Genomic DNA, 26232 nt, shown 5'->3' on the forward strand with positions numbered 1-26232 from the left:
GCCGATGCCGATCCGCATCCTCGTCGTCGACGACCATCCGCTGCTGCGCGAGGGCATGGCCGCGGTGCTGGCCGCGCAACCGGACCTGCAACTGGTCGGCGAGGCCGCCGATGGCCTGCAGGCGCTGCAGGCCTATCGCACGCTGCGCCCGGACCTGGTGCTGCTGGACCTGCAGTTGCCCGGCCTCGGCGGCATCGAGGTGATCGTCGCCCTGCGCAAGGAATTCCCGCAGGCGCGGATCGTGGTGGTCACCGCCTCGCGCGGCGACGTGCAGGCGGTGCGCGCGCTGGAAGCCGGCGCCAGCGGCTATCTGCTCAAGAGCGGGCTGCGCCGCGAACTGGTCGACACTGTGCGCGCGGTGCACCAGGGCCGGCGCCAGGTGCAGGCCGAAGTGGCGGCGGGGATCGCCGAACACCTGCTCGGCGACAGCCTGTCCGCGCGCGAAATCCAGGTGCTGCAGAGCGTGGCCGCGGGCAACTCCAACAAGGCCATCGCCGCGCTGCTGTCGATCGCCGAGGAGACGGTCAAGGCGCACATGAAGAACATCCTGTGCAAGCTCGGCGCACGCGACCGCACTCATGCGGTGGCGATCGCGGTCAAGCGCGGCATCATCGAACTGTAGGCAGAGCGGCGCGCGCCGTCGCGCGCGCTGCGGTCAAGGCACCGGCAACGGCGGGGCCGCGTCCGCCGGCAGCGGATCCAGCGGTTGCAGCGCCACCAGCAGGCCGCGCGGGTCGGCGCCACGCGCGGCGCCCGGCGTGCGCGGCAGCAGCCGCGCGCTGCGCAGCGGACGGAAGCGGTCGCGTTCGAAGAACACATGGTCGGCCTGCGCGGCCAGCGCGAACAGGTGCGGATCCAGGCCGTTGCGCGGCGCGTCGTTGCCGGCGCCGCGCAGGCGCGCGTCGCTGTCGCCGAAGCGCGCGGCCAGCGGCGCCAGTTCCGGTGCGTCGGCGGCGGCGTAGAAGCCGCCGGCCAGCAGCGAGGGCACGCCTTCGGCGGTGGCGTCGATCCACGCCATCAGGTCGTCGGCCTGTTCGCGGCGGCTGGCGCCACCGTCGCGCTCGGCATGCAGGCGGGTGAAGTACAGGTTCACCGGCTGCCCGTGCAGGTCCACGCGGACCAGACCGGCCACGCTGTAGTCCTCGAACGGATGCAACAGGGTCTCCGCTTCTTCCAGCACCGGCAGCCGGGTCAGCAGCGCATTGCCGCGGCGTTGCGGCCGGCTCGGCGGATCGGCGCTGATGAAATGGCAGTGGTAGCCGAGCTGCGCGGCCAGCCATTGCGCCTGGTTCGGCAACGCGGAGGTCTGCAGCACTTCCTGCAGCGCGATCGCATCGGGTTGCAGCCGTTGCAGCGCATCGACGAGGCGCACGCGGCGCGCGGGCCAGTCGTTGCGGTCCTGATCGAGATTGAGGCTGACCACGCTGAGCGTCGCCGCGGGCGCAGGCGGCGGCACCGGCAAGCCGGCGGGCAGCGCTTGCGCGCCCGCATGCGTCACCAGGGCCAGCAGCAGCCAGCCGAGGCGATGCCGTCGTCGTGGAGTCCCGGGCGTGCGCGTCATGCGCTGGATGCTAGGACCTGCGGCTTCAGCGCCGCGTGTACATGGACACGCGGCGCTGCGGTTTCTAGCGCGGCAGCACGCTTTCTTGTAGACGCAGCGGCACGCTGGCCGCGGCCTGCGTCGCCGAGCGGCCCAGCACCAGTTCGTAGTCGCCGGCGGCGATGCGCCACTGGCGCTGCGCCGGGTCGTAGTCGGCCAGGGTCTTGGGTTCGGCGACGATGCTGACGCGGCGGGTTTCGCCGGGCTTGAGCGTGAGCTTGTCCCAGCCGACCAGGCGGATCGGCGTGTGGTGGCCCTGCGGCAGGCGCAGGTACAGCTGCGGCACGTCGGCGCCTTCGCGTTCGCCGCTGTTGCGCACGTCGAAGCTGGCGATCACCGTGCTGCCGTCCACCTGCACGCTCAGGTTGGCGTAGTCGAAGCGGGTGTAGGACAGGCCGTGGCCGAACGCGTACAGCGGATCCAGGCCGCGTGCGGCGAACCAGCGGTAGCCGACGTTGGCGCCTTCGATGTCGTAGTCGACATTGCTGCCGGCCGGTTGCGCCGGCTTGAAGCCCAGCCCCGGGATCGACGGCCGCGGCAGCTGCGCCACGTCGCGCAGCCAGGTCACCGGCAGGCGCCCGGACGGATTGGCCTCGCCCAGCAGCAGGCGCGCCAGCGCTTCGCCGCCGCGGATGCCCGGGTACCAGGCTTCCAGCACCGCCGGCACCTGTTGCAGCCACGGCATCGCCACCGGGCCGTTGGTCTCCAGCACCACCACCGTGCGCGGGTTGGCCTTGGCCATCGCCGCGATCAGCGCGTCCTGCTTGCCGGGCAGTGTGATGTCGGGCAGGTCCACCGATTCGGCCGACCACTGCGTGGCGAACACGATCACCGCTTCGGCACCGCGCGCGAGCTTGGCCGCCGCCGCCACATCGTCGCCGCTGGCATAGTCGATCTGCGCGTCAGGCATTGCCTTGCGCAATGCCTGCAGCGGTGAGGACGGATGGAACATCACCGGGCCCGGCCAGGTGGTCGGGGCCAGCCCCGGCACCGCGTTGGCGCCGTTGACGGTGAAGCCGACCATCGACGAGCCGCCGCCGCCGATCACGCCCTTGTCGGCATGCCCGCCGATCACCGCGATGCGGCGCAGCGTGCGCGGCAACGGCAGCGTGTCGCGCTCGTTGCGCAGCAGTACCGTGCCTTCCTCGACCACTTTCTGCACCGCCGCGCCGCCGGCGACGTCGTCGATCGGCTGGCGCTGCGGCGGATGGTCGAAGCTGCCGGTGGCGATGAAGGCGCGCAGGATGCGCCGCACCATGTCGTCCAGGCGCGCCTGCGGCACCGTGCCGCCGGCCACCGCCAGGCGCAGCGGCTGGTCGAAGTACACCGCCTTGTCGAACACTTCGCCGGCCGATTGCTGATCCAGCCCGGCCAGCGCCGCCTTGGAACCGCTGTGCACGCCGCCCCAGTCGGACATCACGTAGCCGGGGAACTTCCATTCCTGCTTGAGCACCTTGTTGAGCAGGTAGTCGTGTTCGCAGCCGTAGATGCCGTTGATGCGGTTGTAGGAACACATCACCGAGCCGGGTTCGCCGATCTTCAGCGCCAGCTCGAACGCCAGCAGGTCCGATTCGTGCATGGCCTGCTCGCCGATGTCGGCGCTGTGGGTGTTGCGCCCGGTCTCCAGGTCGTTCATCGCGAAGTGCTTCATCGTCGACACCACGCGCTGGCTCTGCACGCCGCGGATCGACTCGCCGACCATCACCCCGGCCAGCAGCGGATCTTCGCCGGCGTACTCGAAGTTGCGGCCGTTGCGCGGATCGCGCTGCAGGTTGACGCTGCCGGCCAGCAGCACGTTGAAGCCCTGCTGCCAGGCCTCGCGGCCCATGGTGGCGCCGCCGGCGAAGGCCAGGTCGCGGTTCCAGGTGGCGGCGGTGGCCGGGCCGGACGGCAGCGCGGTGGCGTGGTCGCCGGGGCGCACGTTGCCCGGATTGGTCACGCCGACGCCGGCGTCGGCCAGCTGCTGCGCGGCGATGCCCAGGCGTTCGATCGCCGGCACGAAGCCGGCCGAGCCGAGCGCGCCGGGCGGCAGCGGGCCGCCGTCCTTGCCCAGGCCGAAGTAGCTGTGCAGCATCTGGAACTTCTCGTCCTGGGTCATCGCCTGCACCAGCAACGCGGCGCGGCGGTCCGGCGCCAGCGCGCGATCGGTCCACGGGCGCTGCGCATCGGCGGTGGCGCTGGGCGCCAGGCGGAACGTGCTGACCAGGCCGAAGTGGTCCGAGGCCCAGACGCCGTTGGCGTCGGGCTTCTGGAACAGGATGCGGCTGCTCACCGGTTCGAACCGCTCGCGCTGGAAGAACACGTGGTCGATGCGCCTGGGCGGGTTGAACTTCGGGTTCAAGGTGCTGTCGGCACGACGGTCCTTGGCGCCGTGCAGGCTGCCGTAGCTGTCGCCGAAGCCGCTGCGCAGCGCGGCCAGTTCCGGCGCGTCGGCGCTGGCGTTGAAGTCGCCGGCGAGCAGCGACGGCGCGCCGTCGGCGGTCTTGTCGACCCAGGCCAGCAGGTCCTGCAGCTGGCGCTCGCGCAACGCGCCGCCGGCCTCGGTCCAGTGCAGGTGGGTGACGTAGAGATTGACCGCGCGGCCGTCCACGTCCAGGCGCAGGCGCCCGGCGGTGCGGCTGTCGTCGAGCGGGTTCAGGCGGATCTGTTCGCGCGCCAGGATCGGGCGCCGGGTCAGCAGCGCGTTGCCGTAGCGCTGCGCGGCGCCGGGCGGATCGACGCTGGTGAAGTAATAGGCGTAGCCGAGCTGCTCGGCCAGCCATTGCGCCTGGTTCGGGAGGGTGTCGTGCTGCAGCACTTCTTCCAGCGCGATCGCGTCCGGATGCAGTTCGCGCAGGGTCTGCACGATCTGGGTGCGCCGATTCGGCCAGTCGAGCTTGTCGTGGTACAGGTTCAGCGTGACCACGCTGAGCGTCGGGGTGTCCTTGGCGGTCGCGGGCGCAGGCGCGGCGAAGGCCGGCCAGGCCAGCGCGAGCGCCAGGCAAAGGAGTCCTGAAAACGTTTTCATAGCGGGGCGTGAGGCCTCTCTAGCAGCTGAAGGGATTGCGCATCGGGGGGAGTTGGGGGAGGGGAGAGCCGTGAAGCGCTAGGACGGCGCTTCGTCGCTGCGCATCACCGGATACAACCGGTACTGCGCATCCCAGGAGGAATGGCGGCGGTGGAAGAACTCCAGCCGCGCATGCGGATCCTTGGCGAAGTCGGCATCGTGCTCGAGCTTGCTCTCGAATTCGGCCTTCAGTGCCGGGTCGCTGGCCAGCATCTGCCGCGCCACGTCCTCGGCCACATAGTCTTCCATGTATTCGGTGCGCTCGAAGGCGCTGTTGAACTCGCCCCACTGCAGCAGCGAGTCCGGCGCCTGCGGTTCCAGCAACGCCATCAGCAACCGCGCCTTGGGCTGGGCGATCGGCACGAACAGGGCGCCGGCGCCGATGGCGCGCGTTTCGGGGGTCCAGGCGCCCTGCACGCTGAGCCGCTGGTGGCCTTCGGAGGAACGCGCGGCGAAGCTGGCATCGTCGGCGCGGAACGTCTGCACCGGCAGCGTGGCGGCGCGGTCCAGGGTGCGGAAGGCGATGCCGTGCTGGCGCAACTTGGCGGCGACCAGCGCCGCCTGCGCGGCCGGCACCAGATAGCCGGCGCGCGGCGCCACGACTTCCACGCTGGGCACGATGTGATCGCGCAGCGGTACCCGCCAGATCTGCGGGGTGCGCTCGTCGTAGCGGGTCATCAGCGCCCCGGACACCGGCGACAGCGTGCGGGTATAGGCGTAGCCGCGGAAATCCACCAGGCGCGACTGCTCGGTGGTGCGGTGGTCCAGCGCCAGCGTCTTGCCGCCGAGCTGCTGCGCGCGCGCGTCGGCGGCGAGCGCGTCGGCGCGCCAGCGGCCGCCGTTGCGCGCCACCTGCTGCAGCACCGAGACGATGGTGTTGCGGGTGATGCGCACGCGTTGCGGATAGGGCTTCCACGAATGCGTTTCCACCAGCATGCCGAAGCGGTTGCGCAGCTGGAAATAGCCGTGCGAGAAGCGCGGCGTGGCCACGCCGTCCTCGAAGCCGGAGGCCGGATCGTCGTTGACCACGAACGAGGGGTAGTAGGGCAGCGGCAGCGAGCCCTGCCGCTTCAGGTCGGCGAGCACGCCGTCGCGCAGGCGCAGGCCGTCGCCGCGCAGCGCGGCGTCGCCGGCATGCAGCGGTTCCACCTGCACCGACACGTCGTGCTCGAACTGCGCACCGTCGGTGACGTGCAGGTCCACGTACAGCAGCGGGTCCCATTGTTCGACCAGGCGCAGCATCGCCTGCATCTCCGGCGCGTCGGCCTTGACGTAGTCGCGGTTGAGGTTGAGGTTCTGCGCGGTGGTGCGCCAGCCCATCTGCTCCGGCCCGCGCTGGTTGGGCCGGTTCCAGGCGCCGAAGCGCTCGTGGCCATCGACGTTGAACACCGGCACGAACAGCCACACCTGCTTGTCCAGCGCGCCGCGCGCGGCCTCACCGTCGAGCAGCTGGCGCAGCGCCAGGAAGCCGGCGTCCTTGCCGTCGATCTCGCCGGCGTGGATGCCGCCCTGGATCAGCACCACCGGCAGCTTGCGCGCTTGCGCCGTTGCGGCATCCAGCGCGCCGGACGTGGAGACCGCCAGCGCCTTCATCGGCCGGCCCTCGGGCGTGGTGCCGAAGTCGAAGCACCGCACCGCCTGCGGATAGCGCTGCGCGAACGCGTCACACAGCGCGATGGTCTCCGCGTAGCGCCCGGTACGCAGAAAACCGCTGCGCTCGGCCTCGGTGGACAGGCCCGCATCGCTGGCCAGTAATGGCATGCTGCACAGCAGCATCGACAGCAGGAGGGGGACCAGCCAGGGTCGGATCATTGCGGCACCGTCGCGGGAGAGGCCCCCATGATGCGTGCAGCGCGCCGATTGCGAAAGCACCTGCGTGCCGCCGCGGCCGCTGCGCACGGTTCGATTCGCCCGGAACGATCGGGTAACCTTCTGAAAATTTTGCCTGGACCAGTGCCTGTGACGAGCGAACGATCGACGAGGAAGTGCGGATGAGTGCGGCCAACGCGCACGCCGGCGCGCGGATGCCGCGGCAGATCCCCTACATCATCGGCAACGAGGCCTGCGAGCGTTTCAGCTTCTACGGCATGCGCAACATCCTGGTGCAGTTCCTGATCACCTCGCTGCTGCTGCAGGAAATGACCGCGCCCGGCCGCGAGGCCGAGGCCAAGCACATCATGCACAGCTTCATGGTCGGCGTGTATTTCTTCCCGCTGCTCGGCGGCTGGCTGGCCGACCGCTTCTTCGGCAAGTACACCACGATCCTGTGGTTCAGCCTGATCTATTGCGCGGGCCACGCCTGCCTGGCGCTGTTCGAGGGCAGCCGCGAAGGGTTCTTCGTCGGCCTGGGGCTGATCGCGCTGGGCGCCGGCGGAATCAAGCCGCTGGTGGCCTCGTTCATGGGCGACCAGTTCGACCAGTCCAACAAGCACCTGGCCAAGGTGGTGTTCGACGCCTTCTACTGGATCATCAACTTCGGTTCGCTGTTCGCCTCGCTGCTGATCCCGCTGGCGCTGAAGAACCTGGGCCCGGCGTGGGCGTTCGGCATTCCCGGCATCCTGATGTTCGTGGCCACGCTGGTGTTCTGGGCCGGGCGCCGCCGCTACGTGCGCGTGCCGCTGCCGCCGCAGGATCCGCACGGCTTCGCCCAGGTGGTGCGCAGCGCGCTGCTGTCGCGCGCGCCGGGGCAGGGGCGTCCCGGCCTGGCGCTCGCCGCCATCGCGGTGGTGCTGGCGCTGGCCAGCTTCGCGCTGCTGCCGACGCTGGGCATCGTGATCTGCCTGTGCCTGGCGCTGGTGCTGCTGCTGGCGGGCATCGGCGGCGGCACCTGGTGGCAGCTGGAGCGCGCCCGCGCGGTGCATCCGGACGCGGCGGTGGACGGCGTGCGCGCGGTGCTGCGGGTGCTGGTGGTGTTCGCGCTGGCGACGCCGTTCTTCTCGCTGTTCGACCAGAAGGCTTCGACCTGGGTGCTGCAGGGCCAGCAGATGCAGATGCCCGACTGGTTCAGCGCCTCGCAGATGCAGGCGCTGAATCCGGCGCTGGTGATGCTGCTGATCCCGTTCAACAACCTGGTGCTGTATCCGCTGCTGCGCCGTGGCGGCTACGAGCCGACCGCGCTGCGGCGGATGACCGCGGGCATCGCCTTCAGCGGCCTGGCCTGGATCGTGGTCGGCACGCTGCAGGTGGCGATGGACGGCGGCGACGCGCTGTCCATCGCCTGGCAGATCCTGCCGTACGCGCTACTGACCTTCGGCGAGGTGCTGGTCTCGGCGACCGGCCTGGAGTTCGCCTACAGCCAGGCGCCGCAATCGATGAAGGGCGTGGTGATGAGCTTCTGGAACCTGACCACCACGGTCGGCAACCTGTGGGTGCTGCTGTCCAACGCGGCGGTGCGCAACGACACCGTCACCGCGCACATCGGCAGTACCGGGCTCAGCGAAACCGCGTTCCTGATGTTCTTCTTCGCCGCCTTCGCCTGCGTCGCCGCGCTGTTGTTCGGGCTGTATGCGCGCCGTTACCGCATGGTCGATCATTACCGTACCGCCTGAGGCCCCCGCATGCCGTCCGTCACCCCCGTCAACCTGATCCTGATCGTCCTCACCGTGCTGGTGTCGTGGGCGGCGTTCAACAACCGCAAGCTGCTCGACCGGCTGATCCTGTGGCCGCCGGCGATCGACCGGCACAAGCAGTACGACCGGCTGGTGACGCACGGCTTCATCCATGCCGATTTCCCGCATCTGCTGTTCAACATGATCACGCTGTATTTCTTCGGCGGCCCGATCGAACGGTTGATGGAGCGGTTGACCGGCAGCCTGCTGACCTATCCGCTGTTCTACCTGGCGGCGCTGGTGGTGGCGATCCTGCCCAGTTACCTGAAGAACCAGAAGAACCCGAACTACTTCAGCCTGGGCGCGTCCGGCGCGGTCTCGGCGGTGCTGTTCGCCTACATCCTGCTGGCGCCGTGGACCGGGATCTACTTCTTCTTCATCCCGATTCCGATCCCGGCGATCCTGTACGCGCTGTTCTACGTGGGCTACAGCATCTGGATGGACCGCCGCGGCGGCGACAACATCAACCACAGCGCGCACCTGGCCGGCGCCGCGTTCGGGGTGATGTTCCTGCTGATCATGGAACCGTCGGTGCTGCAGCACTTCCTCGACCAGCTGGCGCAGCCGCGCTTCGGCCGCGGCTAGCGGCCGCGCGGATTCGCGAACGCCGGCGGCGATGCCGTCGCTGCAGGTGGGCGCGAGGCGAGGGGACCGCCGAAACGGAAACCGGCCGCCAGCGCGGGGTGCGCGCTGCGGCCGGTGGCTCGAAACCTCTCCGGCGGTCTGCGGCCCGCGTCGCGGTCCGCGCGTGACGCTCGGCTCAGGCGGCCTGCTGGCCGCGCAATTGCACGTTGGCGCTGCCGATTGCGGCGTGTTCGTAGGTTTGCTTCAGCCGGTCGTAGACCTCGCTGTTGAGCTGGTCGAATTCCCAGCCCTGGGTGTGGCCGCTGACCACCAGTTGGTACAGCCCTTCCAGCAACGACGCATCGTGGTCGCCATGGATCTGTTCGTTGTCGCTCATGCGCATCGCCCCTGTTCGATTACACCGTGATGGATTTCGCAAGTCCCATGCCAGATTTCCACGGTGGTACGCGGTTGGTAGCGGCCGCGCGCGGCAGGACTTTAGGGCGCGTCGCCGATTCCCGAGCCGGCTGCAGGGGTCGGCGCGCGTCCCTGAGCCGCGTCGTGGTCGGCCGCCGGCCCGGCCCCGGCCGGAAGTGACGCAGCGCGTCGGCTGCGGGTGACGCGGCGCGGCGTGCGGCTTCACATCGTCGCGGCGCGCGCGCGACCAGACTGTGCATTCCGTCGCATGAGCCAGGCCATGAGCGCAGCGTCCTCCCCACCGATCGCACACGATCCGCAGCGACAGCGCTTCGCGCTGCAGCTGGACGGCCATGAGGCCGAGTTGGACTATCTGCTGCAGGACGGCCGCCTGATCATCACCCATACCGGCGTGCCGACCGCGATCGGCGGCCGCGGCTTGGCGGCACGGCTGGTGAGCGCGGCGCTGGACCATGCGCGGGCGCAGGGATGGAAGGTGGTCCCGGCCTGTTCGTACGCGGCGGTGTTCGTGCAGCGCCATCCCGAATACGCCGACTTGCTCGGCTGAGTGCGCACGACGCGACGACGGCGCGATAATTCGTCATCACACAGACGCAAGACACAGGGGAATGGACGTGAGGCACAGGGTACAGACGGGGCAGAACATTCCATGGCGGTGGACGGCGCTGGCGTTGGCGGCGACGTTGGCCGTGGCAGGGTGCAAGCGCGAGGCGGCGGCGCCGGTCGCCGAGCCGGCGCCGGCTCCGGCGCCCGCCGCCGCGGCGGCGCCCGCAGCGCCGGCCCCGATGGAACTGAAGGACGTGATCGAGCACAGCCCCAGCTACGTGGTCGGCATCACCTTCCCGCCGGCGCTCAACCGCTATCCGGGCCTGGCCGAGGCGGTCGGCCGCTACGCGCAGGCCGCGCGCGGCGAACTGATGGAAGCGGTCGGCGGCCTCGGCAACGACCGTCCCAGCGCGCCCTACGAGCTGTCGCTGCAGTTCGAGATGCTGCTGGAACGGCCCGAGCTGGTGGCGGTGGCCGCCGACGGCAGCCGCTATACCGGCGGCGCCCATGGCGAGCCGCTGGTGGCGCGCTTCGTATGGCTGCCGCAGCAGCAGCGCATGCTGACCGCCGAGACGCTGATTCCCGATCCCAAGGGCTGGGCGCAGGTGGCCGGCTATGTCGCCACGCAGCTGCGCCAGGCGGTGCAGGCGCGGGTGGATGCCGAGCAGTTGCCGCCGGAGGACCACGACGAACAGGTCCGCAGCGCCGACAAGATGATCGCCGAAGGAACCGAGCCGCAAGCGGAGAACTTCAGTCAGTTCCAGCCCCTGGTCGACGCCGCCGGCAAGATCGTGGCGTTGCGCTTCGTGTTCCCGCCTTACCAGGTGGGACCGTATTCCGATGGCACGCAGACGGTGGATGTCCCGGCCAGCGTGCTGCGCGGGTTGGTGGCGCCGGAATACGCGGAGCTGTTCGCGGCATAGCGGGTGCGGGCGTGGCCGGGCCGCTGCAGCGCCGTGTCGTCGACCTGCTCGCCAGTGCCGACGTGCGCGTCGGCGGCGCGCGCCCACGACATCGCGGTGCACGACCCGCGTTTCTACGCGCGGGTGCTGGCGCAAGGGTCGCTGGGCCTGGGCGAAAGCTACATGGACGGCTGGTGGGAGGCGCCGGCGCTGGACCAGACCCTGGCGCGGCTGCTCGATGCCCGGCTCGAGCAGCGCGTGCACGGCATCGCCGACCTGGCCTACGCGGTGCGCGCACGCCTGTTCAACCTGCAGCGCGGACGCCGCAGCTACGAGGTCGGGCGCCGCCACTACGACCTGGGCAACGACCTGTACCGGGCGATGCTCGGCCGCCGCCTGGTCTACAGCTGCGGCTACTGGGCCGCCGCCGACGCTCTGGATGCGGCGCAGGAAGCCAAGCTGGACCTGGTCTGCCGCAAGCTGCGGTTGCGCGCGGGCATGCGTGTGCTGGACATCGGCTGCGGCTGGGGCGAGGCGCTGAAGTTCGCCGCCGAGCGCTACGGCGTGGCCGGCGTCGGCGTCACCGTGTCGCGGGAACAGGCCGATTACGCGCGGCAGCTGTGCCGCGGCCTGCCGATCGAGATCCGCCTGCAGGACTACCGCGCGCTGGACGAGCGTTTCGACGCGATCTTCTCGATCGGCATGTTCGAGCACGTCGGCGACAAGAACTACCGCAGCTACTTCGCACGGGTACGGCAGTGCCTGCATCCGCACGGGCTGTTCCTGCTGCACAGCATCGGCAGCAACGTGTCGCGGCACCGGACCGATCCGTGGATCGCGCGTTACATCTTTCCCAATTCGATGTTGCCCTCGGCCGCGCAGATCGCCGCGGCGCTGGAAGGCCGCTTCGTGTGCGAGGACTGGCACAACTTCGGCGCCGACTACGAGCGCACGCTGCAGGCCTGGCGCGACAACGTCGAGGCGGCCTGGCCGGATCTGGATGCGCAGCGCTACGACCTGCGTTTCCGGCGCATGTGGCGCTTCTATCTGGCCGGGTCGATGGCCACCTTTCGCTGCCGCCGCGCGCAGTTGTGGCAGCTGCTGCTGTCGCCCGAAGGTGTACGGGGAGGATACCGCGCACCGCGTTGAGCGAAGGCGGGTGGTTGCTGTCGCACAACAGTCGGTAGCATTGGCGGCCCCGATCCCCGACGTGCGATTCCACCCTCCCATGGGAAGTTTTGATCAGACCGAGCGGCGCGTAGCCTTCACCTGCGAGCGCTACCCTGCCTTCCCACGCGAACCGGCCGTGCTGGTCAGGCTCGTCAAGCATCTGTACAAGCGCATCCACGCCAATGCCTGCGGGCTGCTCAAGGCGCACGGCATCAGTCCGCCGGAATACGAGATCCTGATGATGCTGTACGGCACGCCCGGGCAATGCATCACCCCGACCGAAGTGGCCGAGGCGGCGAGCGAGAAGCCCGCCAACATCACCCGCCTCACCGACAACCTGTGCGGCAAGGGCCTGCTGCTGCGCTCGGCCAGCCCCGAGGACCGGCGCAAGATCACCTTGACCCTGCAGCCGGCCGGGATCGCGCTGATCGAACGCATGTTGCCGGCGGTGTGCACGTTCCTGGACGAGGAGACCGCCGGCCTGGACGAGGCCGAGCAGGTGCAGCTGGAGACGCTGCTCAAGAAGATGCTGGCCGGCATCGACAGCGCCGGCTGACCGCGCCGCGTCCGCGCGTGCGGACACACGTGGCTGCGGCAAGCGCCGCAAACGACGACGCCGCCCGCGAATGCGGGCGGCGTCGGGGTGCGCATGGCGCGGGGGTTCAGTCTTTTCAGTCCTTGCCGGCCGGCGTCTGCGGCATGGCGCCGTCGCCGCCGCCCGGGGTCAGGCCGCGCTTTTCCAGCAACGGTTCGATCTTCGGCGCGTGCCCGGCGAAGTCCTGGAACAGCTGCATCGCATCGACGCTGCCGCCGCGCGAGAGCAGGGTCTGGCGGAAGCGGTCGCCGTTGGCGCGGCTGAGCCCGCCATGCTGCTTGAACCACTGCTGGGTGTTGGCGTCGAGCACCTCGGACCAGATATAGGCGTAGTAGCCGGCCGCGTAGCCGCCCATGATGTGGCTGAAATAGGGCGTGCGGTAGCGCGGCGGCACCGGCGCGTAGGCGATGCCGTCGGCGGCCAGCGCCTTGGCCTCGAAGTCCATTACCCCCGCTGCCGGCGGCACCTGGCCGGCAGCGAGCTGGTGCCAGCGCTGGTCGAGCATCGCCGCGCCCAGGTATTCGGTGGTGGCGAAGCCCTGGTTGAACTTGGCCGCGGCCACCACCTTGTCCAGCAAGGCCTGCGGCATCGGCGCGCCGCTCTGGTAGTGCTTGGCGTAGTGCTTGAGGATGGCCGGATCGTCCGCCCACATCTCGTTGACCTGCGACGGGAACTCGACGAAATCGCGCGGCACGCTGGTGCCGGAGAAGTACGGGTACTTCACGTTGGAGAACATGCCGTGCAGCGCATGGCCGAACTCGTGGAACGCGGTGGTGACCTCGTCCCAGGTCAGCAGCGTGGGCTGGCCGGCCGGCGGCTTGGGAATGTTGAGGTGGTTGGCGACCACCGGCTTGTAGCCGGTCAGCGCCGACTGCGACACGTAGGAATTCATCCACGCGCCGCCGCGCTTGGATTCGCGCGCGTACATGTCGGCGATGAAGATCGCCAGCTGCTGGCCGTCGGCGTCGAACACGTCGTAGACCAGCAGGTCGTCGCGGTAGGTCGGCAGGTCGGTGCGCTGCTTGAAGGTCAGCCCGTATTCCTGGTTGGCGGCGTAGAACACGCCGTTTTCCAGCACGTTCTTCAGTTCGAAGTAGGGCTTGAGCTGGGACTCGTCGAAGTCGTACTTGGCCTGGCGCACCTTCTCGGTGTAGTAGGCCCAGTCCCAGGCGGCGAGGGTGAAGCTCGGCTTGCCGGCCGCCTTCTGTTCCTTGTCGATCATCGCCTGCAGGTCGGCGGCCTCGCGCTTGGCGTTGGCGACCGCGGCCGGGGCCAGCTTGCCGAGCATCGCGTTGACCGCTTCGGGGGTCTTGGCGGTCTGGTCTTCCAGCGAGTAGGCGGCGTGGTTCGGGTAGCCCAGCAGCTTGGCGCGCTCGGCGCGCAGGCTCATGATCCGCGACACCAGCGCGGTGTTGTCGTACTTGCCGCCGTGGCTGCCGCGCGACACCGAGGCTTCGTAGATCTTCTGCCGCAGCGCGCGGTCCTTGAGCTGGGTCAGCGGCGGCTGGCCGGTGGTGTTGAGCAGCGCGATCACGTACTTGCCGTCGAGCTTGCGTGCCTTGGCCGCTTCGGCCGCCGAGGCGATCTGTTCGTCGGACAGGCCGTCGAGCTGCTTGACGTCGTCCACCACCACCGCGGCGGCATTCACTTCGGCCAGCACGTTCTGGCTGAACTGGGTGCCGAGCTTGGCCAACTCGGCGTTCATCGCCTTGAGCTTGGTCTTGTCGGCATCGCCGAGCTTGGCGCCGTCGCGCACGAAATCGCTGTAGTACTTCTCGACCAGGCGCACGCCCTGCGCGTCCAGGCCGAGCTGGTTGCGGGTGTCGTACAGCGCCTGGATGCGCGCGAACAGCTTGGGATTGAGCGAGATCGTGTCGCGGTGCGCGGCGAACTTGCCCGAGTACTCGGCCTGCAGCTGCTTGCGCGCATCGTTGGTGTCGGCGCCGACCAGGTTGAAGAACACCGTGGTCGCGCGGTCCAGCACCTGGCCGCTCTTCTCCATCGCCACGATGGTGTTGTCGAAACTCGGCTTGGCCTTCTGGTTGGCGATCGCCTCCACTTCCTTCAGCTGCTGCGCCATGCCGGCGTCGAAGGCCGGGGCGAAGTCGCTGTCCTTGATCCGGTCGAACTGCGGGTAGTGCAGCGGCAACGGGCTTTCGGCGAAGAACGGATTGGCCTGCGTGGCCGCTTGCGAAGCGGCGGGCGTGGCGGCGTTGGCGTAGGCAGGCATGGCGAGTCCGAGCGTGGCGGCGAGCGCGAGGGCGAGGCGGGTGGTCATCAAGCGGTATCCAGCGATAAGGTTGGACCATGCAGGCTACCGCAGTGCGGCGCATGCGGCCCGTGACTAAAGCCATGGGGGCTATGGCGCGGCGCAGCACATGCTGCAAGCGCGCTTGCCTTCGCCGCGGCGGCGGCGTCATATAGCGCCTGACCGATGCAGACCACTGCCATTGCGTGAACACGGCCGACGGCCGCAGGGAGAAACCGATGAAAGCGATCTTCGGCTTGTGCGTGGCCGCGTGCGCGGCATGGGCGGCGCCGGCGTGGTCGGCGCAGACGCTGCGCTACGTGGTGCTGGTGGACGGCGGCAAGCAGGCCGGGCAGCAGAGCGTCAGCGTCGGCGACGACGGCATCACCCGGGTGGACTTCGTGTTCAAGGACAACGGCCGCGGCCCGGAACTGAAGGAGCAGTACACGCTGGCCGCCGACGGCACCTTCAAGACCTACCAGGTACAGGGCACCTCCACCTTCGGCGCGCCGGTGGACGAGCGCTTCAGCCGCGACGGCGAGCGCGTGCAGTGGAAGTCCACGTCCGACCAGGGCGAGCGGCGCGTGGCCGGCGGCGCGCAGTACTGGCCGCTCGGCGGCACCCCGGCGGCGACCTCGGCGGCGGTGACCGCGCTGAGCCGCCGCGCCGACGGCAGGCTGCCGCTGATCCCCAGCGGCGCGCTGACCCTGCGCAAGCTGCAGCAGGCGCAGGTCGGCCAGGGCAACAGCGCGCGCAAGGTGCAACTGGTGGCGCTGACCGGGGTCGGCTTCACCCCCACCTTCGCCTGGCTCACCACCGACACCACGCCGCGCCTGTTCGCGTTCATCGCGCCGGGCTGGATGCAGCTGATCGAAACCGGCTACGAAAAGGATGCCGACGCGCTGGAAGCGGCGCAGAAGCAGGCCGAAGCCACCGCCCTGGTCGAGTTGCAGCAGCGCCTGGCGCATCCCTTGCCCGGTACCACGCTGATCCGCAACGCGCGCGTGTTCGACAGCGAGCACGCCACGCTCGGCGCCGCGTCCGACGTGCTGCTGCGCGACGGCAAGATCGTCTCGGTGGTCGCCACCGGCAGCGCGCCGGCGCAGGCGCAGCAGGTGGTCGATGCGCAGGGGCGGGTGCTGCTGCCCGGCCTGTTCGACATGCATGGGCACGTCGGCCGCTGGGACGGCGGCCTGCACCTGGCCGCCGGCGTCACCACCGTGCGCGACATGGGCAACGACAACGCCACGCTGCAGCAGGTGATGCAGGAAGAGCGCGCCGGCCAGTTGCTGATGCCGAGCCTGGTCGCCTGCGGCTTCCTGGAGGGCGAGAGCCCGATGGCGGCGCGCAACGGCTTCGTGGTCAGCACCCAGGCACAGGCCAACGAGGCGGTCGACTGGTATGCGGCGCACGGCTACGTCGGCATCAAGATCTACAACTCGTTCCCGCAGGCGCTGGTGCGCGACACCGCCGCCTACGCGCACGCCAAGGGCCTGCGCGTGAGCGGGCACATTCCGGTGCACATGCTCGCGCACGAGGCGGTGGAGCAGGGCTACGACGAGATCCAGCACATCAACCAGGTGCTGCTGAACTTCTACGCCACCCACGACACCGATACGCGCACGCTGGAGCGTTTCTACCTGCCGGCCAAGCGCACCGCCGACCTGGATTTCGACTCGGCGCCGGTGCAGGCCTTCGTGCAGGAACTGGCCAGGCGGCAGATCGTCATCGATTCGACCGTGGCCACCTTCGACTTCATCCGCCAGCGCCCGGGCGACCTGTCGCAGGCCTATGCCGCGGTCGCCGGACACCTGCCGCCGGACGTGCAGCGCGGGCTGCGCAGCGCCGAGTTCGACATTCCCGACGACGCCACCGCGGCGCTGTACGAGCGTTCCTACGAGAAGATGGTGGCCTTCGTCGGGCGCCTGTACCGCGCCGGCGTGCCGCTGGTGGCCGGCACCGACGCCACCCCGGGCTTCACCCTGCAGCGCGAGATCGAACTGTACGTGCAGGCCGGGCTGACCCCGGCGCAGGCGCTGCAGGTGGCGACCTGGAACGGCGCCAAGTACTCGCGCACGCTCGACAGCCGCGGCTCGATCGCGCCGGGCAAGCGCGCCGACCTGATCCTGGTCGATGGCGACCCGACCCGCGACATCGCCGACCTGCGCAAGGTCGCGCTGGTGGTGAAGCAGGGCACGGCGTATTACCCCAGCGAGGTCTACGCGGCGCTGGGCATCGAACCGTTCGCCGCGCCGGCGCGCATCGCCACCGTCGAGGATTGAGCGCATGGACACGCCGACCACCGCCTACGCCTTCACCGCCGACGACCTCGATGGCCGTCCGCAGCCGCTCGCCGACTACACCGGCAAGGTGCTGTTGATCGTCAATGTCGCTTCCAAGTGCGGCTTCACCCCGCAATACGCCGGGCTGCAGGCGCTGTGGCAGCGATACCGCGAACGCGGGCTGGTGGTGCTGGGGTTTCCCTGCGACCAGTTCGGCCACCAGGAGCCCGGCACCGCGGAGGAAATCAAACAGTTCTGCGCGCTGACCTACGACGTCGATTTCCCGATGTTCGCCAAGGTGCAGGTCAACGGCGACGCCGCGCATCCGCTGTGGCAGTGGCTCAAGCAGCAGAAGTCGGGGCTGCTCGGCATCGCCGCGATCAAGTGGAATTTCAGCAAGTTCCTGGTCGGCCGCGACGGCCGGGTGCTGGCGCGCTATGCGCCGACCGACAAGCCGGAAGCGCTGGCGGCGGAGATCGAGCGCGCGCTGGGGTGAGCGGAAGCGATGTGGCCCGCTTTTCTGTAGGAGCGGCTTCAGCCGCGACAGGCTCTGCGGATAGCGGCTGTCGCGGCTGAAGCGGCGCCTACAGTGGTGCGTCGCGATTGGCAGGCGCAGCGATCGCGGCCGCGCGTCACTTCTCGACGAAGGCGCGCTCGAACACGTAGTGGCCCGGCGTGCCGATCCGCGAGGAGGCGACGAAGCCGCGCGCGTCCAGGGTCTGGCGCAGGTCGGCCAGCATCTGCGGGCTGCCGCAGATCATCGCCCGGTCGTATTCCGGATTCAGCGGCGGCAGGCCCAGGGTCTGCTGCATCTGCCCGCTTTCCAGCAGTTCGGTGAGGCGGCCGCGGTTGCGGAAGTCCTCGCGGGTCACCGCCGGGTAGTACAGCAGTTTCTCGCGAATGGTCTCGCCGAGGAACTCGTGCTGCGGCAATTCGTTCTCGAAGTAGTCGCGGTAGGCGAGGTCTTTTTCGAAACGCACGCCGTGGGTGAGGATCACCTTGTCGAAGCGCTCGTAGGTTTCCGGATCCTTGATCACCGACAGCCACGGCGCCAGGCCGGTGCCGGTGCCGAGCAGATACAGGTGCCGGCCCGGGTGCAGGTCGCTGATCAGCAGGGTGCCGGTGGGCTTCTTGCCGACCAGCACCGCATCGCCCGGCTTGATGTGCTGCAGGCGCGAGGTCAGCGGGCCGTCCGGCACCTTGATGCTGAAGAACTCCAGCCGCTCTTCCCAGTTGGCGCTGGCGATGGAGTAGGCGCGCAGCAGCGGCCGCGTCTCCGTCTCCAGGCCGATCATCACGAACTGGCCGTTGTCGAAGCGGAAGCCTTCGTTGCGGGTGGTGGTGAAGCTGAAGTAGTCGTCCGTCCAGTGGCGGACGTCGAGCACCGTTTCGGGGCCAAAAGCAGAGGACATGCCGTTGATCGTGATGGGGAAGGAGCGGGCGCCATTCTACCCCATGTCGCCCCAAATGAGAGGGAATCTCATTTGGGATGGTTCATCCCGGCGTGCGTCACTTCTCGAACGACAGTTCGTAGGACAGGTACAGCGGCGCCTGCGGCGGGACCAGCAACGGGCGCTGGCGCAGGAAGCGCTCCATGCACAGCGCCAGCGGCGTGGTGCCGTTGCGCCAGCTCGCGCCGACGTTGCCGTCGGCCTGCAGCTGGACCACGACGACGAACGGCGAGGTGTCCGGGCGCGGCGTGGCGCAGCTGGCCACGCCCTCGTCCAGCGCCGCGCGTTGCAGCGCCTGCAGGCGCTGGGCCAGCGCGCCAGGCAGCGCGGCCTCGTCGCGGTCGGCCAGGGCCTTGGCGGCGGCGTAGTCGGATGGGCCGGGAACCGGGTCGGCCGCGGCGGCGGGGACCGCCACGGCGGCGGCAAGCAGGCAGGGCAGGAGGCGTCGCAGCATGGCGGATCCGAAAGGGCAGACGAAGCTCAACGATACCCAGCAGCCTGCAATTCGAACAGCTCCGCGTAGCGTCCGCCCTGCGCCATCAGTTCGGCATGGGTGCCGCTGGCCTCGATCTGGCCGCCGGCCAGGACCAGGATGCGGTCGGCCATGCGCACGCTGGAGAAGCGGTGCGAGATCAGCACCGCGGTGCGGTTGTCGGACAGCTCCTTGAAGCGCTGGAACACCTCGAACTCGCTGCGCGCGTCCAGCGCCGCGGTGGGCTCGTCGAGGATCATCACCTGCGCATCGCGCATGTAGGCGCGCGCGATCGCGATCTTCTGCCATTGCCCGCCGGACAGGTCCACGCCGGTCTTGAAGCGGCGTCCGATCAGTTGCTCGTAGCCATGCGGCAGGCCTTCGATCAGCTCGCTGGCCATCGCCCGCTGCGCGGCGGCGCGGATCCGCGGTGCGTCGGTCATCGAATCGACCCGGCCGACGCCGATGTTCTCGCCGGCGCTGAGGTGGTAGCGCACGAAATCCTGGAAGATCACCCCCAGGTTGGCGCGCAGGTCGTCCAGGTCGTAGTCGCGCAGGTCGCAGCCGTCGAGCAGGATGCGGCCCTCGTCCGGGTCGTACAGCCGCGCCAGCAGCTTGACCAGGGTGGTCTTGCCGGCGCCGTTCTCGCCGACCAGCGCCAGCACCTCGCCGGCGCGCAGCTCGAAGTCCAGGTGCCGCACCGCCCATTGCTCGGCGTCCGGGTAGCGGAAGCCGACGTTCTCGAACACGAAGCCGCGCACGATCGGCCGCGGCACCGGCACCGCGCCGGGGCGGGTGCGGATCTCGGGCACGATGCGGAAGAACGAATACAGGTCGTCCAGGTACAGCGCCTGTCCGGCGACCTGCGAAAACCCGATCAACAGCCCTTCCAGCAGCTGGCGCAGGCGCAGGAAACTGCCGGCCAGGAAGGTCAGGTCGCCGATGCTGAAATCGCCGCGCACCGTGCGCCAGGCGATGTAGCCATAGGCGGCGTAGTAGCCCAGCGTGCCCAGCGCCGCCAGCAGCGTGCCCCACAGCATGCGTTTGCGCGCCAGCGCGCGGTTGGCCTGGAAGAAGCGGTCGGCCAGCGCGCGGTAACGCGCGATCAGGAAGCTGTGCAGGTTGAAGATCTTCACTTCCTTGGCGGTCTCGACGCTGGCGCCGACCTGGCGCAGGTAGTCGAGCTGGCGCCGCTCGGCGGTCCACTGGAAGTTCAGCGAATAGCCCAGCGCGTTGAAATGCGCCTCGCCGACGAACGCCGGGATCAACGCGACGGCCAACAGCAGCATCAGCCACGGCGCATACACCACCAGGCCGATCGCGAAGCTGACCACGGTGATCGCGTCCTGCACCTGGCCGAACAGCTGGCTCATCAGGTTCATCCGGCCCATGGTCTGGCGCCGCGCGCGGTCGAGCTTGTCCTGCTGCTCCGGGTCCTCGAAATCCTCCAGGTCCAGTTGCGCGGCATGTTCCATCAGCTGCACGCTGGTGACGTTGTTGAACAGCTCCGACAGCAGCGTATCGGCATAGCTGACCAGCCGCCCGAGCAGGTCCGAGCCGATCGCCAGCGCCAGTTCCAGCGCCAGCAGCTCCAGCAACCGTTCCAGCCGCCCGCTGGCCAGCGCCTCGCCGAACGAGGTGAAGCCGGGCGACTGCCCGACCAGGTGGATCGCCTCGTCGATGATCAGCTTGCCGATGTACAGCGAGGCCACCGGGATCAGCGCGCGCAGCACGCGCAGGCCGATGCTGGTCAGGGTCAGCCCGCGGCTGGTCTGCCAGATCTGGCGCAGGAACGGCGGCAGGTTGCGCATCGCGTCGAAGCGTTCGCGCAGGCTGGGGCCGGTACGGGGAGAGGGGCGCGGCGCGCCATGGACAGAAGAAGGGGAGGCCATCCGCGCATTGTGCCGGGGCCGGGTGTGGGCGGGGAGTGTTTGGGCCTGGTGCGACCGGCGGGCCGCCGTGCGCTATCGGTGCGGCGGCCGCGGCCCGCTGTCGCCAAGACGCTATTCCCGCTATCTTCCGAGCCTGGACCAGGGGCCGCTCTCCATGCAGGACGCACTGCCGCTTGCCGCGCTCGACTGCTTTGGAGGACGTGCGCGATGACGGCGGGCTTCGCCATCCGATACGTCGTCTACTGTCTGGCCATCCTCGGTTGCCTGTTCTGGATCAACTCCTTTCTGCCGCCGGCTGTCGTCATCGTCGCCGCGCTGGTGTTCTTCGGGTTTGCGGTCGTCTACACCGCGTTCCGCCTGCTGGGCGGGCGCGGCCGCATCGGTGTCGGCAGACTCTGGAAGGCGTTCCTGGATTTCCTCTACGGTCTGGGCTGACCAGCGGCGCAGCGCTGCGGGTATCGCGCATGCGGCCATGCACTGGCAGGCCGTCGATCGCGGCGGAACGTCACTCGTCCAGGCGCAGGGTCAGGCACTTGGCCGCGCCGCCGGCCTTCAGGAATTCGTCCAGCGGGGTCTGCACCACGCGGTAGCCGATCCGCGCCAACGCCGCGCACAGCTCCGGCGAGGCGCGGTTGAGCAGCAGGCGCTGGTCCAGGTCCACCGCATTGCAGGCGAAGGCGAGGGCGTCGGCTTCGCCGACCGCGATGCGCCGCGCCGGCGGGATGCGGCGGGCGATGGCTTCCTGCGCGTAGTCGTCGAAGGCGGCCGGGTAGTACAGCAGGTAGCCGTCGCGCAGCGGGCAGAAGCAGGTGTCCAGGTGGTAGAAACGCGGATCGACCAGGCGCAGCGGCATCACCTCGATGTCCAGCAGGTCGGCCAGCTCGTGCGCGGCGGCGAGGTCGCTGCGATGGCCATGGCCCATCCACAGCCGGCGTGCGCCACGCTCCAGCAACGCATCGCCGGCGCCTTCGAAGCGTACGTCTTCGGGCAACGCACGGATGCGGAAGCCGGCGCGGCGGCACCAGTCGGCGAACAGCGCTTCCTCGCCGCGGCGCTCGGCATGGCGGAAGCGGCTGGGCACGAAGCTGTCGCCGAGCACCAGGCCGGCGTTGGCGCTGAACACCATGTCCGGCAGCCCGGCGGCCGGGGCGATCCGCTCGACCTGGGCGCCGGCCGCCTCGGCCGCCGCGACCAAGGCATCCCACTGCGCCTGGGCGCGCTCGCGGCTGGCGGCGTGGACGTTGCCTTCCATCCAGGGGTTGATCACGTAATCCACGGCGAAGTGCTGCGGCGCGCACATCAGCAGGCGATGGCCTGCGTGGGCGGCGCTGCAGGCCTGCGCTTGCGGCTCGGCGAATGCCAGGTCCGTGTCGTCCGCGGCCGCGCCACCCGCCAGGAATTTCTCGCTCATGCCCGCCTCGCTGTGCGTTGGTGATGCGCAAACGCTAGCGGTGTCGTGTTGCGGTTTGCGGTCACGCTATTCGGGATTCGGGATTCGGGATTCGGGATTCGGGATTCGGGATTGGGGATTGGGGATTGGGGATTGGGAGTCGGGAGTCGGGATCGGGATTGCGGGGCGGGCGGCGTACCGGCGTGCGCCGGGACGCCGCTTCGCGCTTCGCTTACGGCATTGCCGGTTGCAGGCCTACGCCGAGCCGGTTCCAGGCATTGATGAGGGCGATGGCCATGGTCAGCGCGCTGATGCCGTGTTCGTCGAAGTGCGCCGACAGGGCGTCGTAGGCGTCCTGCGGCGGCGCGCCGGACGGCAGGGTGGTGAGCGCCTCGGCCCAGGCCAGCGCCAGCCGTTCGCGCGGATCGAAGAAGCGGCTCTCGCGCCAGCCGGCGAGGGTGTCGAGCTTGCGCGGTTCGATGCCGGCCTTGCGCAGCGCGGTGGCGTGCATGTCGATGCAATAGGCGCAGCCGTTGAGCTGGGATACGCGCAGGAACACCAGTTCGGCCAGTTCGTGGCCGAGCACGCCCTCGTGCACCTGCTGGCTGGCGCTCAGCAGGGCGCGGAAGGCGACGGGTTCGTGGCGGGTGTAGTCGATGCGATGGAAGTGCATGTGTCCTGCTCCATGACGGCCGCAACGGCCGTCTTCGCAGCAAGGACGCGGCAGCGCGCGGCGGCGTGACAGCGCCGCCCCGGACCAGGCGTTCGCGTCAGGCGCTCGCGGCAGCGCCTGCGCCGGCCAGCGGCGGCAGCTTGTCCGGATTCATCAGGGTCAGCACTTCGACGATGCGCTCGCCGTCGATCACCACCAGCACCGCCGAATGCAGACGCGTGCCGATGAAGCGCAGGATCGCCGGTTCGCCGTTGACCGTGCCGATCCGCGCCTGCAGGCCCAGGCCGCGCCGCGCCACCGCCCAATACAGCATGGCGATGCGTTCGGCGCCGAGCAGCGGACGCAGCGTAGCGGTGACCTTGCCGCCGCCGTCGGAGAACATCCGCGCATTGGCGTCGAGCAGGGCCACGATCGCGCCGCGGTCGCCCTGTTGCGAGGCGTGCATGAAGCGCTCCAGCAGTTGCCGGTGGCGTTGCGGCGTCACCGCGAAGCGCGGCCGGCCGGCCTTGAGCCGTTCGCGCGCGCGGTGCACCAGCTGCCGGCAGTTGGCTTCGGCATGTCCGAGCAGCTGGCCGATCTGCGCATAGTCGTAGTCGAACGCTTCCTTCAGCAGGAACGCGGCACGCTCCTCCGGACCCAGCCGTTCCAGCAGCGCCAGGAACGCCACCGACACCTGCTCGGCGCGCGCGTGGCGCTCGGCCGGGTCGGTGTCCTCGGCGATCTCCAGCGGCTCGGGCAGCCACGGGCCGGTGTAGTGGACGCGGGCGCTGCGCGCCGCGCGCAACCGGTCCAGCCCGAGCCGGGTGGTGGTGGTCACCAGCCAGGCCTCCGGGTCGCGGATCGCGGTACGGTCGCTGGACTGCCAGCGCAGCCAGGCGTCCTGCAGCACGTCCTCGGCGTCGCTGCGGCTGCCGAGCAGGCGATAGGCCAGGCCGAACAGCCGGGGACGTTGGGATTCGAAGGCGGGATCGGGGCTCATGGCGACCAGGACGGAACAGCGCGTGCCGGCGTGACAGCGGGCGAAGCGGTCACTTTGCCCTAAAATGGCCGGGTTTCCCCCCGCCAGCCGTAGAGCCAGCCGTGACCTCGATCAAGCAGGAAGACCTCATCCAGTCCGTCGCCGACGCGCTGCAGTACATCAGCTACTACCACCCGGTCGACTACATCAAGAACCTGGCCGCCGCCTACGAGCGCGAACAGTCGCCGGCCGCCAAGGACGCCATCGCGCAGATCCTGATCAACTCGCGCATGTGCGCCGAGGGCCACCGCCCGATCTGCCAGGACACCGGCATCGTCACCGTGTTCCTGGAAATCGGCATGAACGTGCGCTGGGACGACGCCACGATGGGCGTGGAGGACATGGTCAACGAGGGCGTGCGCCGCGCCTACAACCATCCGGACAACAAGCTGCGCGCCAGCGTGCTGGCCGATCCGGCCGGCAAGCGCGCCAACACCAGGGACAACACCCCGGCGGTGGTCAACACCAAGATCGTGCCGGGCGAGCACGTCGAGGTGATCGTCGCGGCCAAGGGCGGCGGCTCGGAAGCCAAGAGCAAGTTCGCGATGCTCAACCCGTCCGATTCGATCGTCGACTGGGTGCTCAAGACCGTGCCGACCATGGGCGCCGGCTGGTGCCCGCCGGGCATGCTCGGCATCGGCATCGGCGGCACCGCCGAGAAGGCGATGCTGCTGGCCAAGGAAGCGCTGATGGAGCCGATCGACATCGTCGACCTGCAGGCGCGCGGCGCGTCCAACCGGGCCGAGGAACTGCGCCTGGAGCTGTACGAGAAGGTCAACGCGCTGGGCATCGGCGCGCAGGGCCTGGGCGGCCTGACCACGGTGCTGGACATCAAGGTCAAGGACTATCCGACCCACGCCGCCAATCTGCCGGTGGCGCTGATTCCGAACTGCGCGGCGACCCGCCATGCGCATTTCACCCTGGACGGCAGCGGCCCGGTGATGCTGGAGCCGCCGTCGCTGGAAGACTGGCCCAAGCTCACCTACAACCCGAGCAACGCGCGCCGGGTGAACCTGGACACCATCACCAAGGAAGAAGTCGCCAGCTTCAAGCCGGGCGAGGTGGTCCTGCTCAACGGCAAGCTGCTGACCGGCCGCGACGCCGCGCACAAGCGCATGATCGACATGCTCAACCGCGGCGAGACGCTGCCGGTCGATTTCACCAACCGCTTCATCTACTACGTCGGCCCGGTCGATCCGGTGCGCGACGAAGTGGTGGGCCCGGCCGGCCCGACCACCGCCACGCGCATGGACAAGTTCACCCGGCAGATGCTGGAGCAGACCGGCCTGCTCGGCATGGTCGGCAAGTCCGAGCGCGGCGACGCGGCGATCGCGGCGATCCGCGACAACAAGGCCGTGTACCTGATGGCGGTCGGCGGGTCGGCCTACCTGGTGTCCAAGGCGATCAAGGCCTCGCGCGTGCTGGCGTTCGAAGACCTGGGCATGGAGGCGATCTACGAGTTCGAGGTCAAGGACATGCCGGTCACCGTGGCGGTGGATGCCAGCGGCGAGTCGGTGCACAAGACCGGCCCGCGCGAATGGCAATCGCGCATCGGCAAGATCCCGGTGGTGGTCGAACCGGCCTGAGCCGGCGCCGCCGCCGGCACGGCGCGGCATGCGAGACTGCCACGGCCGCAGTGATCCGGCTGCGGCGACTTACCAGGAGATTGCATGAGCGCCACCCTGTACTACTCGCCCAGCACCGCTGCCCTGGTGGTGCACTGGCTGCTGATCGAACTGGACGTGCCGCATACGCTGCACGCCCTGGATTTCGAGCGGCGCGAGCATAAAACGCCGGAGTACCTGCAGCTCAATCCGGCCGGCGTGGTGCCCACGCTGGTGCTGGACGGGCAGGTGCTGACCGAGGCGGCGGCGATCGTGCTGCACCTGGCCGACCTGCATCCGCAAGCCGGACTGGCCCCGCCGCCCGGCAGCCCGGCGCGCGCCGACTACTATCGCTGGATGTTGTTCTGCGCCAACACGCTGCAGCCGGCCTACCGCGCCTGGTTCTATCCGGACGAGCCGGCCGGTGCCGACAACGTCGAGGCGAGCAAGGCGCAGGCGCGGCAGAAGCTGGAGGCGGCCTGGGAGCAGGTCGCGCAGCATCTGCAGGCGAACGGTCCGTACCTGCTCGGCGCGCAGCTGTCGGCGGCCGATTTCATGCTGACGATGATGATGCGCTGGTCGCGCAACATGCCGCGGCCCAGCGATACCTGGCCGGCGCTGCAGGCGCACGCGCAACGGATGAAGGCGCGTGCCGCGTTCCAGGAAACCTACCGCCGCGAAGGCCTGACCGACTGGACCTGAGCGCGGCGCCGGCCATGTGGCGCGGCGGCCG

At 69.5% G+C, this 26232-nt stretch carries 22 protein-coding genes and 1 pseudogene; 12 read left to right on the forward strand and 11 right to left on the reverse strand.

Annotated elements, in window-relative coordinates; all coding sequences use genetic code 11:
• The first annotated feature begins 4 nt into the window (after positions 1–4).
• On the forward strand, positions 5–622 hold the full coding sequence (locus JR064_RS03290; RefSeq protein WP_179565666.1) for a response regulator: 618 nt from the start codon (positions 5–7) through the stop codon (positions 620–622).
• A 33-nt stretch (positions 623–655) separates the two neighbouring features.
• On the opposite strand, the gene JR064_RS03295 is transcribed toward JR064_RS03290, so the two are convergent.
• From JR064_RS03295 to JR064_RS03305, 3 genes are all read right to left on the reverse strand, one after another.
• Complete coding sequence (locus JR064_RS03295) at positions 656–1561, reverse strand: endonuclease/exonuclease/phosphatase family protein (protein WP_206228811.1); 906 nt, start codon at positions 1559–1561, stop codon at positions 656–658.
• Positions 1562–1625: 64 nt separating this feature from the next.
• The gene (locus JR064_RS03300; protein ID WP_206228812.1) at positions 1626–4607 is read right to left on the reverse strand and encodes a glycoside hydrolase family 3 C-terminal domain-containing protein; all 2982 of its coding nucleotides are present in this window, start codon (positions 4605–4607) and stop codon (positions 1626–1628) included.
• 78 nt (positions 4608–4685) lie between these two features.
• Positions 4686–6458, reverse strand: coding sequence for a M14 family metallopeptidase (locus JR064_RS03305; protein WP_206228813.1), 1773 nt, complete (start codon positions 6456–6458; stop codon positions 4686–4688).
• A gap of 179 nt (positions 6459–6637) precedes the next feature.
• On the opposite strand from JR064_RS03305, the gene JR064_RS03310 reads away from it, so the two are divergent.
• Positions 6638–8194 carry a POT-type proton-dependent oligopeptide transporter gene (locus tag JR064_RS03310; RefSeq protein WP_179565266.1) on the forward strand — a complete coding sequence of 519 codons (1557 nt, stop codon included), beginning with the start codon at positions 6638–6640 and terminating at the stop codon, positions 8192–8194.
• A gap of 9 nt (positions 8195–8203) precedes the next feature.
• The gene (locus JR064_RS03315) at positions 8204–8839 is read left to right on the forward strand and encodes a rhomboid family intramembrane serine protease (RefSeq protein WP_206228814.1); all 636 of its coding nucleotides are present in this window, start codon (positions 8204–8206) and stop codon (positions 8837–8839) included.
• 175 nt (positions 8840–9014) lie between these two features.
• Here JR064_RS03315 and JR064_RS03320 read toward each other — a convergent pair whose 3' ends face one another.
• Positions 9015–9215: a hypothetical protein gene (locus tag JR064_RS03320; protein WP_179565262.1), complete on the reverse strand. Its 201-nt coding sequence runs from the start codon at positions 9213–9215 to the stop codon at positions 9015–9017.
• A 300-nt stretch (positions 9216–9515) separates the two neighbouring features.
• Here JR064_RS03320 and JR064_RS03325 point away from each other — a divergent pair, with 300 nt between their 5' ends.
• The 4 genes and pseudogenes from JR064_RS03325 to JR064_RS03340 all read left to right on the forward strand — a co-directional run bounded on the left by JR064_RS03325 (position 9516) and on the right by JR064_RS03340 (position 12430).
• Positions 9516–9803: a GNAT family N-acetyltransferase gene (locus JR064_RS03325; protein ID WP_206228815.1), complete on the forward strand. Its 288-nt coding sequence runs from the start codon at positions 9516–9518 to the stop codon at positions 9801–9803.
• Between the two features lie 61 nt (positions 9804–9864).
• Positions 9865–10725, forward strand: a complete 861-nt coding sequence (locus tag JR064_RS03330) for a DUF3298 and DUF4163 domain-containing protein (RefSeq protein WP_206228816.1) — start codon at positions 9865–9867, stop codon at positions 10723–10725.
• Positions 10726–10748: 23 nt separating this feature from the next.
• Positions 10749–11853: pseudogene (gene cfa, locus JR064_RS03335) on the forward strand (cyclopropane fatty acyl phospholipid synthase).
• A gap of 79 nt (positions 11854–11932) precedes the next feature.
• Positions 11933–12430 (forward strand): MarR family winged helix-turn-helix transcriptional regulator, encoded by a 498-nt coding sequence (locus JR064_RS03340; protein ID WP_179565254.1) that lies wholly within the window; start codon positions 11933–11935, stop codon positions 12428–12430.
• A gap of 115 nt (positions 12431–12545) precedes the next feature.
• Here JR064_RS03340 and JR064_RS03345 read toward each other — a convergent pair whose 3' ends face one another.
• Positions 12546–14747 (reverse strand): M3 family metallopeptidase, encoded by a 2202-nt coding sequence (locus JR064_RS03345; protein WP_206228817.1) that lies wholly within the window; start codon positions 14745–14747, stop codon positions 12546–12548.
• A 209-nt stretch (positions 14748–14956) separates the two neighbouring features.
• On the opposite strand from JR064_RS03345, the gene JR064_RS03350 reads away from it, so the two are divergent.
• Together JR064_RS03350 and JR064_RS03355 are read left to right on the forward strand one after the other, a co-directional pair.
• On the forward strand, positions 14957–16999 hold the full coding sequence (locus tag JR064_RS03350) for an amidohydrolase family protein (RefSeq protein ID WP_179565251.1): 2043 nt from the start codon (positions 14957–14959) through the stop codon (positions 16997–16999).
• 4 nt (positions 17000–17003) lie between these two features.
• Positions 17004–17495 (forward strand): glutathione peroxidase, encoded by a 492-nt coding sequence (locus JR064_RS03355; RefSeq protein ID WP_179565249.1) that lies wholly within the window; start codon positions 17004–17006, stop codon positions 17493–17495.
• A gap of 136 nt (positions 17496–17631) precedes the next feature.
• Here JR064_RS03355 and JR064_RS03360 read toward each other — a convergent pair whose 3' ends face one another.
• The 3 genes from JR064_RS03360 to JR064_RS03370 form a co-directional block, all read right to left on the reverse strand.
• The gene (locus JR064_RS03360; protein ID WP_179565247.1) at positions 17632–18411 is read right to left on the reverse strand and encodes a ferredoxin--NADP reductase; all 780 of its coding nucleotides are present in this window, start codon (positions 18409–18411) and stop codon (positions 17632–17634) included.
• 97 nt (positions 18412–18508) lie between these two features.
• Positions 18509–18904 (reverse strand): hypothetical protein, encoded by a 396-nt coding sequence (locus JR064_RS03365; protein ID WP_241092833.1) that lies wholly within the window; start codon positions 18902–18904, stop codon positions 18509–18511.
• Positions 18905–18930: 26 nt separating this feature from the next.
• Positions 18931–20814 (reverse strand): ABC transporter ATP-binding protein, encoded by a 1884-nt coding sequence (locus JR064_RS03370; RefSeq protein WP_206228818.1) that lies wholly within the window; start codon positions 20812–20814, stop codon positions 18931–18933.
• A gap of 207 nt (positions 20815–21021) precedes the next feature.
• Here JR064_RS03370 and JR064_RS03375 point away from each other — a divergent pair, with 207 nt between their 5' ends.
• Positions 21022–21249, forward strand: coding sequence for a hypothetical protein (locus JR064_RS03375; RefSeq protein ID WP_206228819.1), 228 nt, complete (start codon positions 21022–21024; stop codon positions 21247–21249).
• Positions 21250–21319: 70 nt separating this feature from the next.
• Here the strand turns inward: JR064_RS03375 and JR064_RS03380 are convergent, their stop codons facing one another.
• The 3 genes from JR064_RS03380 to JR064_RS03390 all read right to left on the reverse strand — a co-directional run bounded on the left by JR064_RS03380 (position 21320) and on the right by JR064_RS03390 (position 23856).
• On the reverse strand, positions 21320–22225 hold the full coding sequence (locus JR064_RS03380) for a dimethylarginine dimethylaminohydrolase family protein (protein ID WP_179565241.1): 906 nt from the start codon (positions 22223–22225) through the stop codon (positions 21320–21322).
• A gap of 211 nt (positions 22226–22436) precedes the next feature.
• A complete protein-coding gene (locus tag JR064_RS03385; RefSeq protein WP_179565239.1) occupies positions 22437–22877 on the reverse strand; it encodes a carboxymuconolactone decarboxylase family protein in 441 nt (146 codons plus the stop codon).
• A gap of 97 nt (positions 22878–22974) precedes the next feature.
• Entirely contained in the window at positions 22975–23856 is an 882-nt protein-coding gene (locus JR064_RS03390) for an RNA polymerase sigma-70 factor (RefSeq protein ID WP_206228820.1), read from the reverse strand.
• A 101-nt stretch (positions 23857–23957) separates the two neighbouring features.
• Here JR064_RS03390 and JR064_RS03395 point away from each other — a divergent pair, with 101 nt between their 5' ends.
• Complete coding sequence (locus tag JR064_RS03395; RefSeq protein ID WP_206228821.1) at positions 23958–25481, forward strand: FumA C-terminus/TtdB family hydratase beta subunit; 1524 nt, start codon at positions 23958–23960, stop codon at positions 25479–25481.
• An 84-nt stretch (positions 25482–25565) separates the two neighbouring features.
• A complete protein-coding gene (locus JR064_RS03400) occupies positions 25566–26201 on the forward strand; it encodes a glutathione S-transferase family protein (RefSeq protein WP_179565233.1) in 636 nt (211 codons plus the stop codon).
• Positions 26202–26232 lie beyond the last annotated feature (31 nt).

The sequence above is a fragment of the Xanthomonas bonasiae genome (assembly GCF_017163705.1).
Lineage (GTDB): Bacteria > Pseudomonadota > Gammaproteobacteria > Xanthomonadales > Xanthomonadaceae > Xanthomonas_A > Xanthomonas_A bonasiae.

Coding starts and splice junctions, on each gene's coding strand:
- JR064_RS03360 (WP_179565247.1), bottom strand. CDS start 18,411: ATGTCCTCTGCTTTTGGCCCCGAAACGGTGCTCGACGTCCGCCACTGG.
- JR064_RS03315 (WP_206228814.1), top strand. CDS start 8,204: ATGCCGTCCGTCACCCCCGTCAACCTGATCCTGATCGTCCTCACCGTG.
- JR064_RS03320 (WP_179565262.1), bottom strand. CDS start 9,215: ATGAGCGACAACGAACAGATCCATGGCGACCACGATGCGTCGTTGCTG.
- JR064_RS03300 (WP_206228812.1), bottom strand. CDS start 4,607: ATGAAAACGTTTTCAGGACTCCTTTGCCTGGCGCTCGCGCTGGCCTGG.
- JR064_RS03365 (WP_241092833.1), bottom strand. CDS start 18,904: ATGCTGCGACGCCTCCTGCCCTGCCTGCTTGCCGCCGCCGTGGCGGTC.
- JR064_RS03380 (WP_179565241.1), bottom strand. CDS start 22,225: ATGAGCGAGAAATTCCTGGCGGGTGGCGCGGCCGCGGACGACACGGAC.
- JR064_RS03375 (WP_206228819.1), top strand. CDS start 21,022: ATGACGGCGGGCTTCGCCATCCGATACGTCGTCTACTGTCTGGCCATC.
- JR064_RS03370 (WP_206228818.1), bottom strand. CDS start 20,814: ATGGCCTCCCCTTCTTCTGTCCATGGCGCGCCGCGCCCCTCTCCCCGT.
- JR064_RS03345 (WP_206228817.1), bottom strand. CDS start 14,747: ATGACCACCCGCCTCGCCCTCGCGCTCGCCGCCACGCTCGGACTCGCC.
- JR064_RS03400 (WP_179565233.1), top strand. CDS start 25,566: ATGAGCGCCACCCTGTACTACTCGCCCAGCACCGCTGCCCTGGTGGTG.
- JR064_RS03390 (WP_206228820.1), bottom strand. CDS start 23,856: ATGAGCCCCGATCCCGCCTTCGAATCCCAACGTCCCCGGCTGTTCGGC.
- JR064_RS03350 (WP_179565251.1), top strand. CDS start 14,957: ATGAAAGCGATCTTCGGCTTGTGCGTGGCCGCGTGCGCGGCATGGGCG.
- JR064_RS03355 (WP_179565249.1), top strand. CDS start 17,004: ATGGACACGCCGACCACCGCCTACGCCTTCACCGCCGACGACCTCGAT.
- JR064_RS03295 (WP_206228811.1), bottom strand. CDS start 1,561: ATGACGCGCACGCCCGGGACTCCACGACGACGGCATCGCCTCGGCTGG.
- JR064_RS03385 (WP_179565239.1), bottom strand. CDS start 22,877: ATGCACTTCCATCGCATCGACTACACCCGCCACGAACCCGTCGCCTTC.
- JR064_RS03340 (WP_179565254.1), top strand. CDS start 11,933: ATGGGAAGTTTTGATCAGACCGAGCGGCGCGTAGCCTTCACCTGCGAG.
- JR064_RS03290 (WP_179565666.1), top strand. CDS start 5: ATGCCGATCCGCATCCTCGTCGTCGACGACCATCCGCTGCTGCGCGAG.
- JR064_RS03310 (WP_179565266.1), top strand. CDS start 6,638: ATGAGTGCGGCCAACGCGCACGCCGGCGCGCGGATGCCGCGGCAGATC.
- JR064_RS03305 (WP_206228813.1), bottom strand. CDS start 6,458: ATGATCCGACCCTGGCTGGTCCCCCTCCTGCTGTCGATGCTGCTGTGC.
- JR064_RS03330 (WP_206228816.1), top strand. CDS start 9,865: ATGGACGTGAGGCACAGGGTACAGACGGGGCAGAACATTCCATGGCGG.
- JR064_RS03325 (WP_206228815.1), top strand. CDS start 9,516: ATGAGCGCAGCGTCCTCCCCACCGATCGCACACGATCCGCAGCGACAG.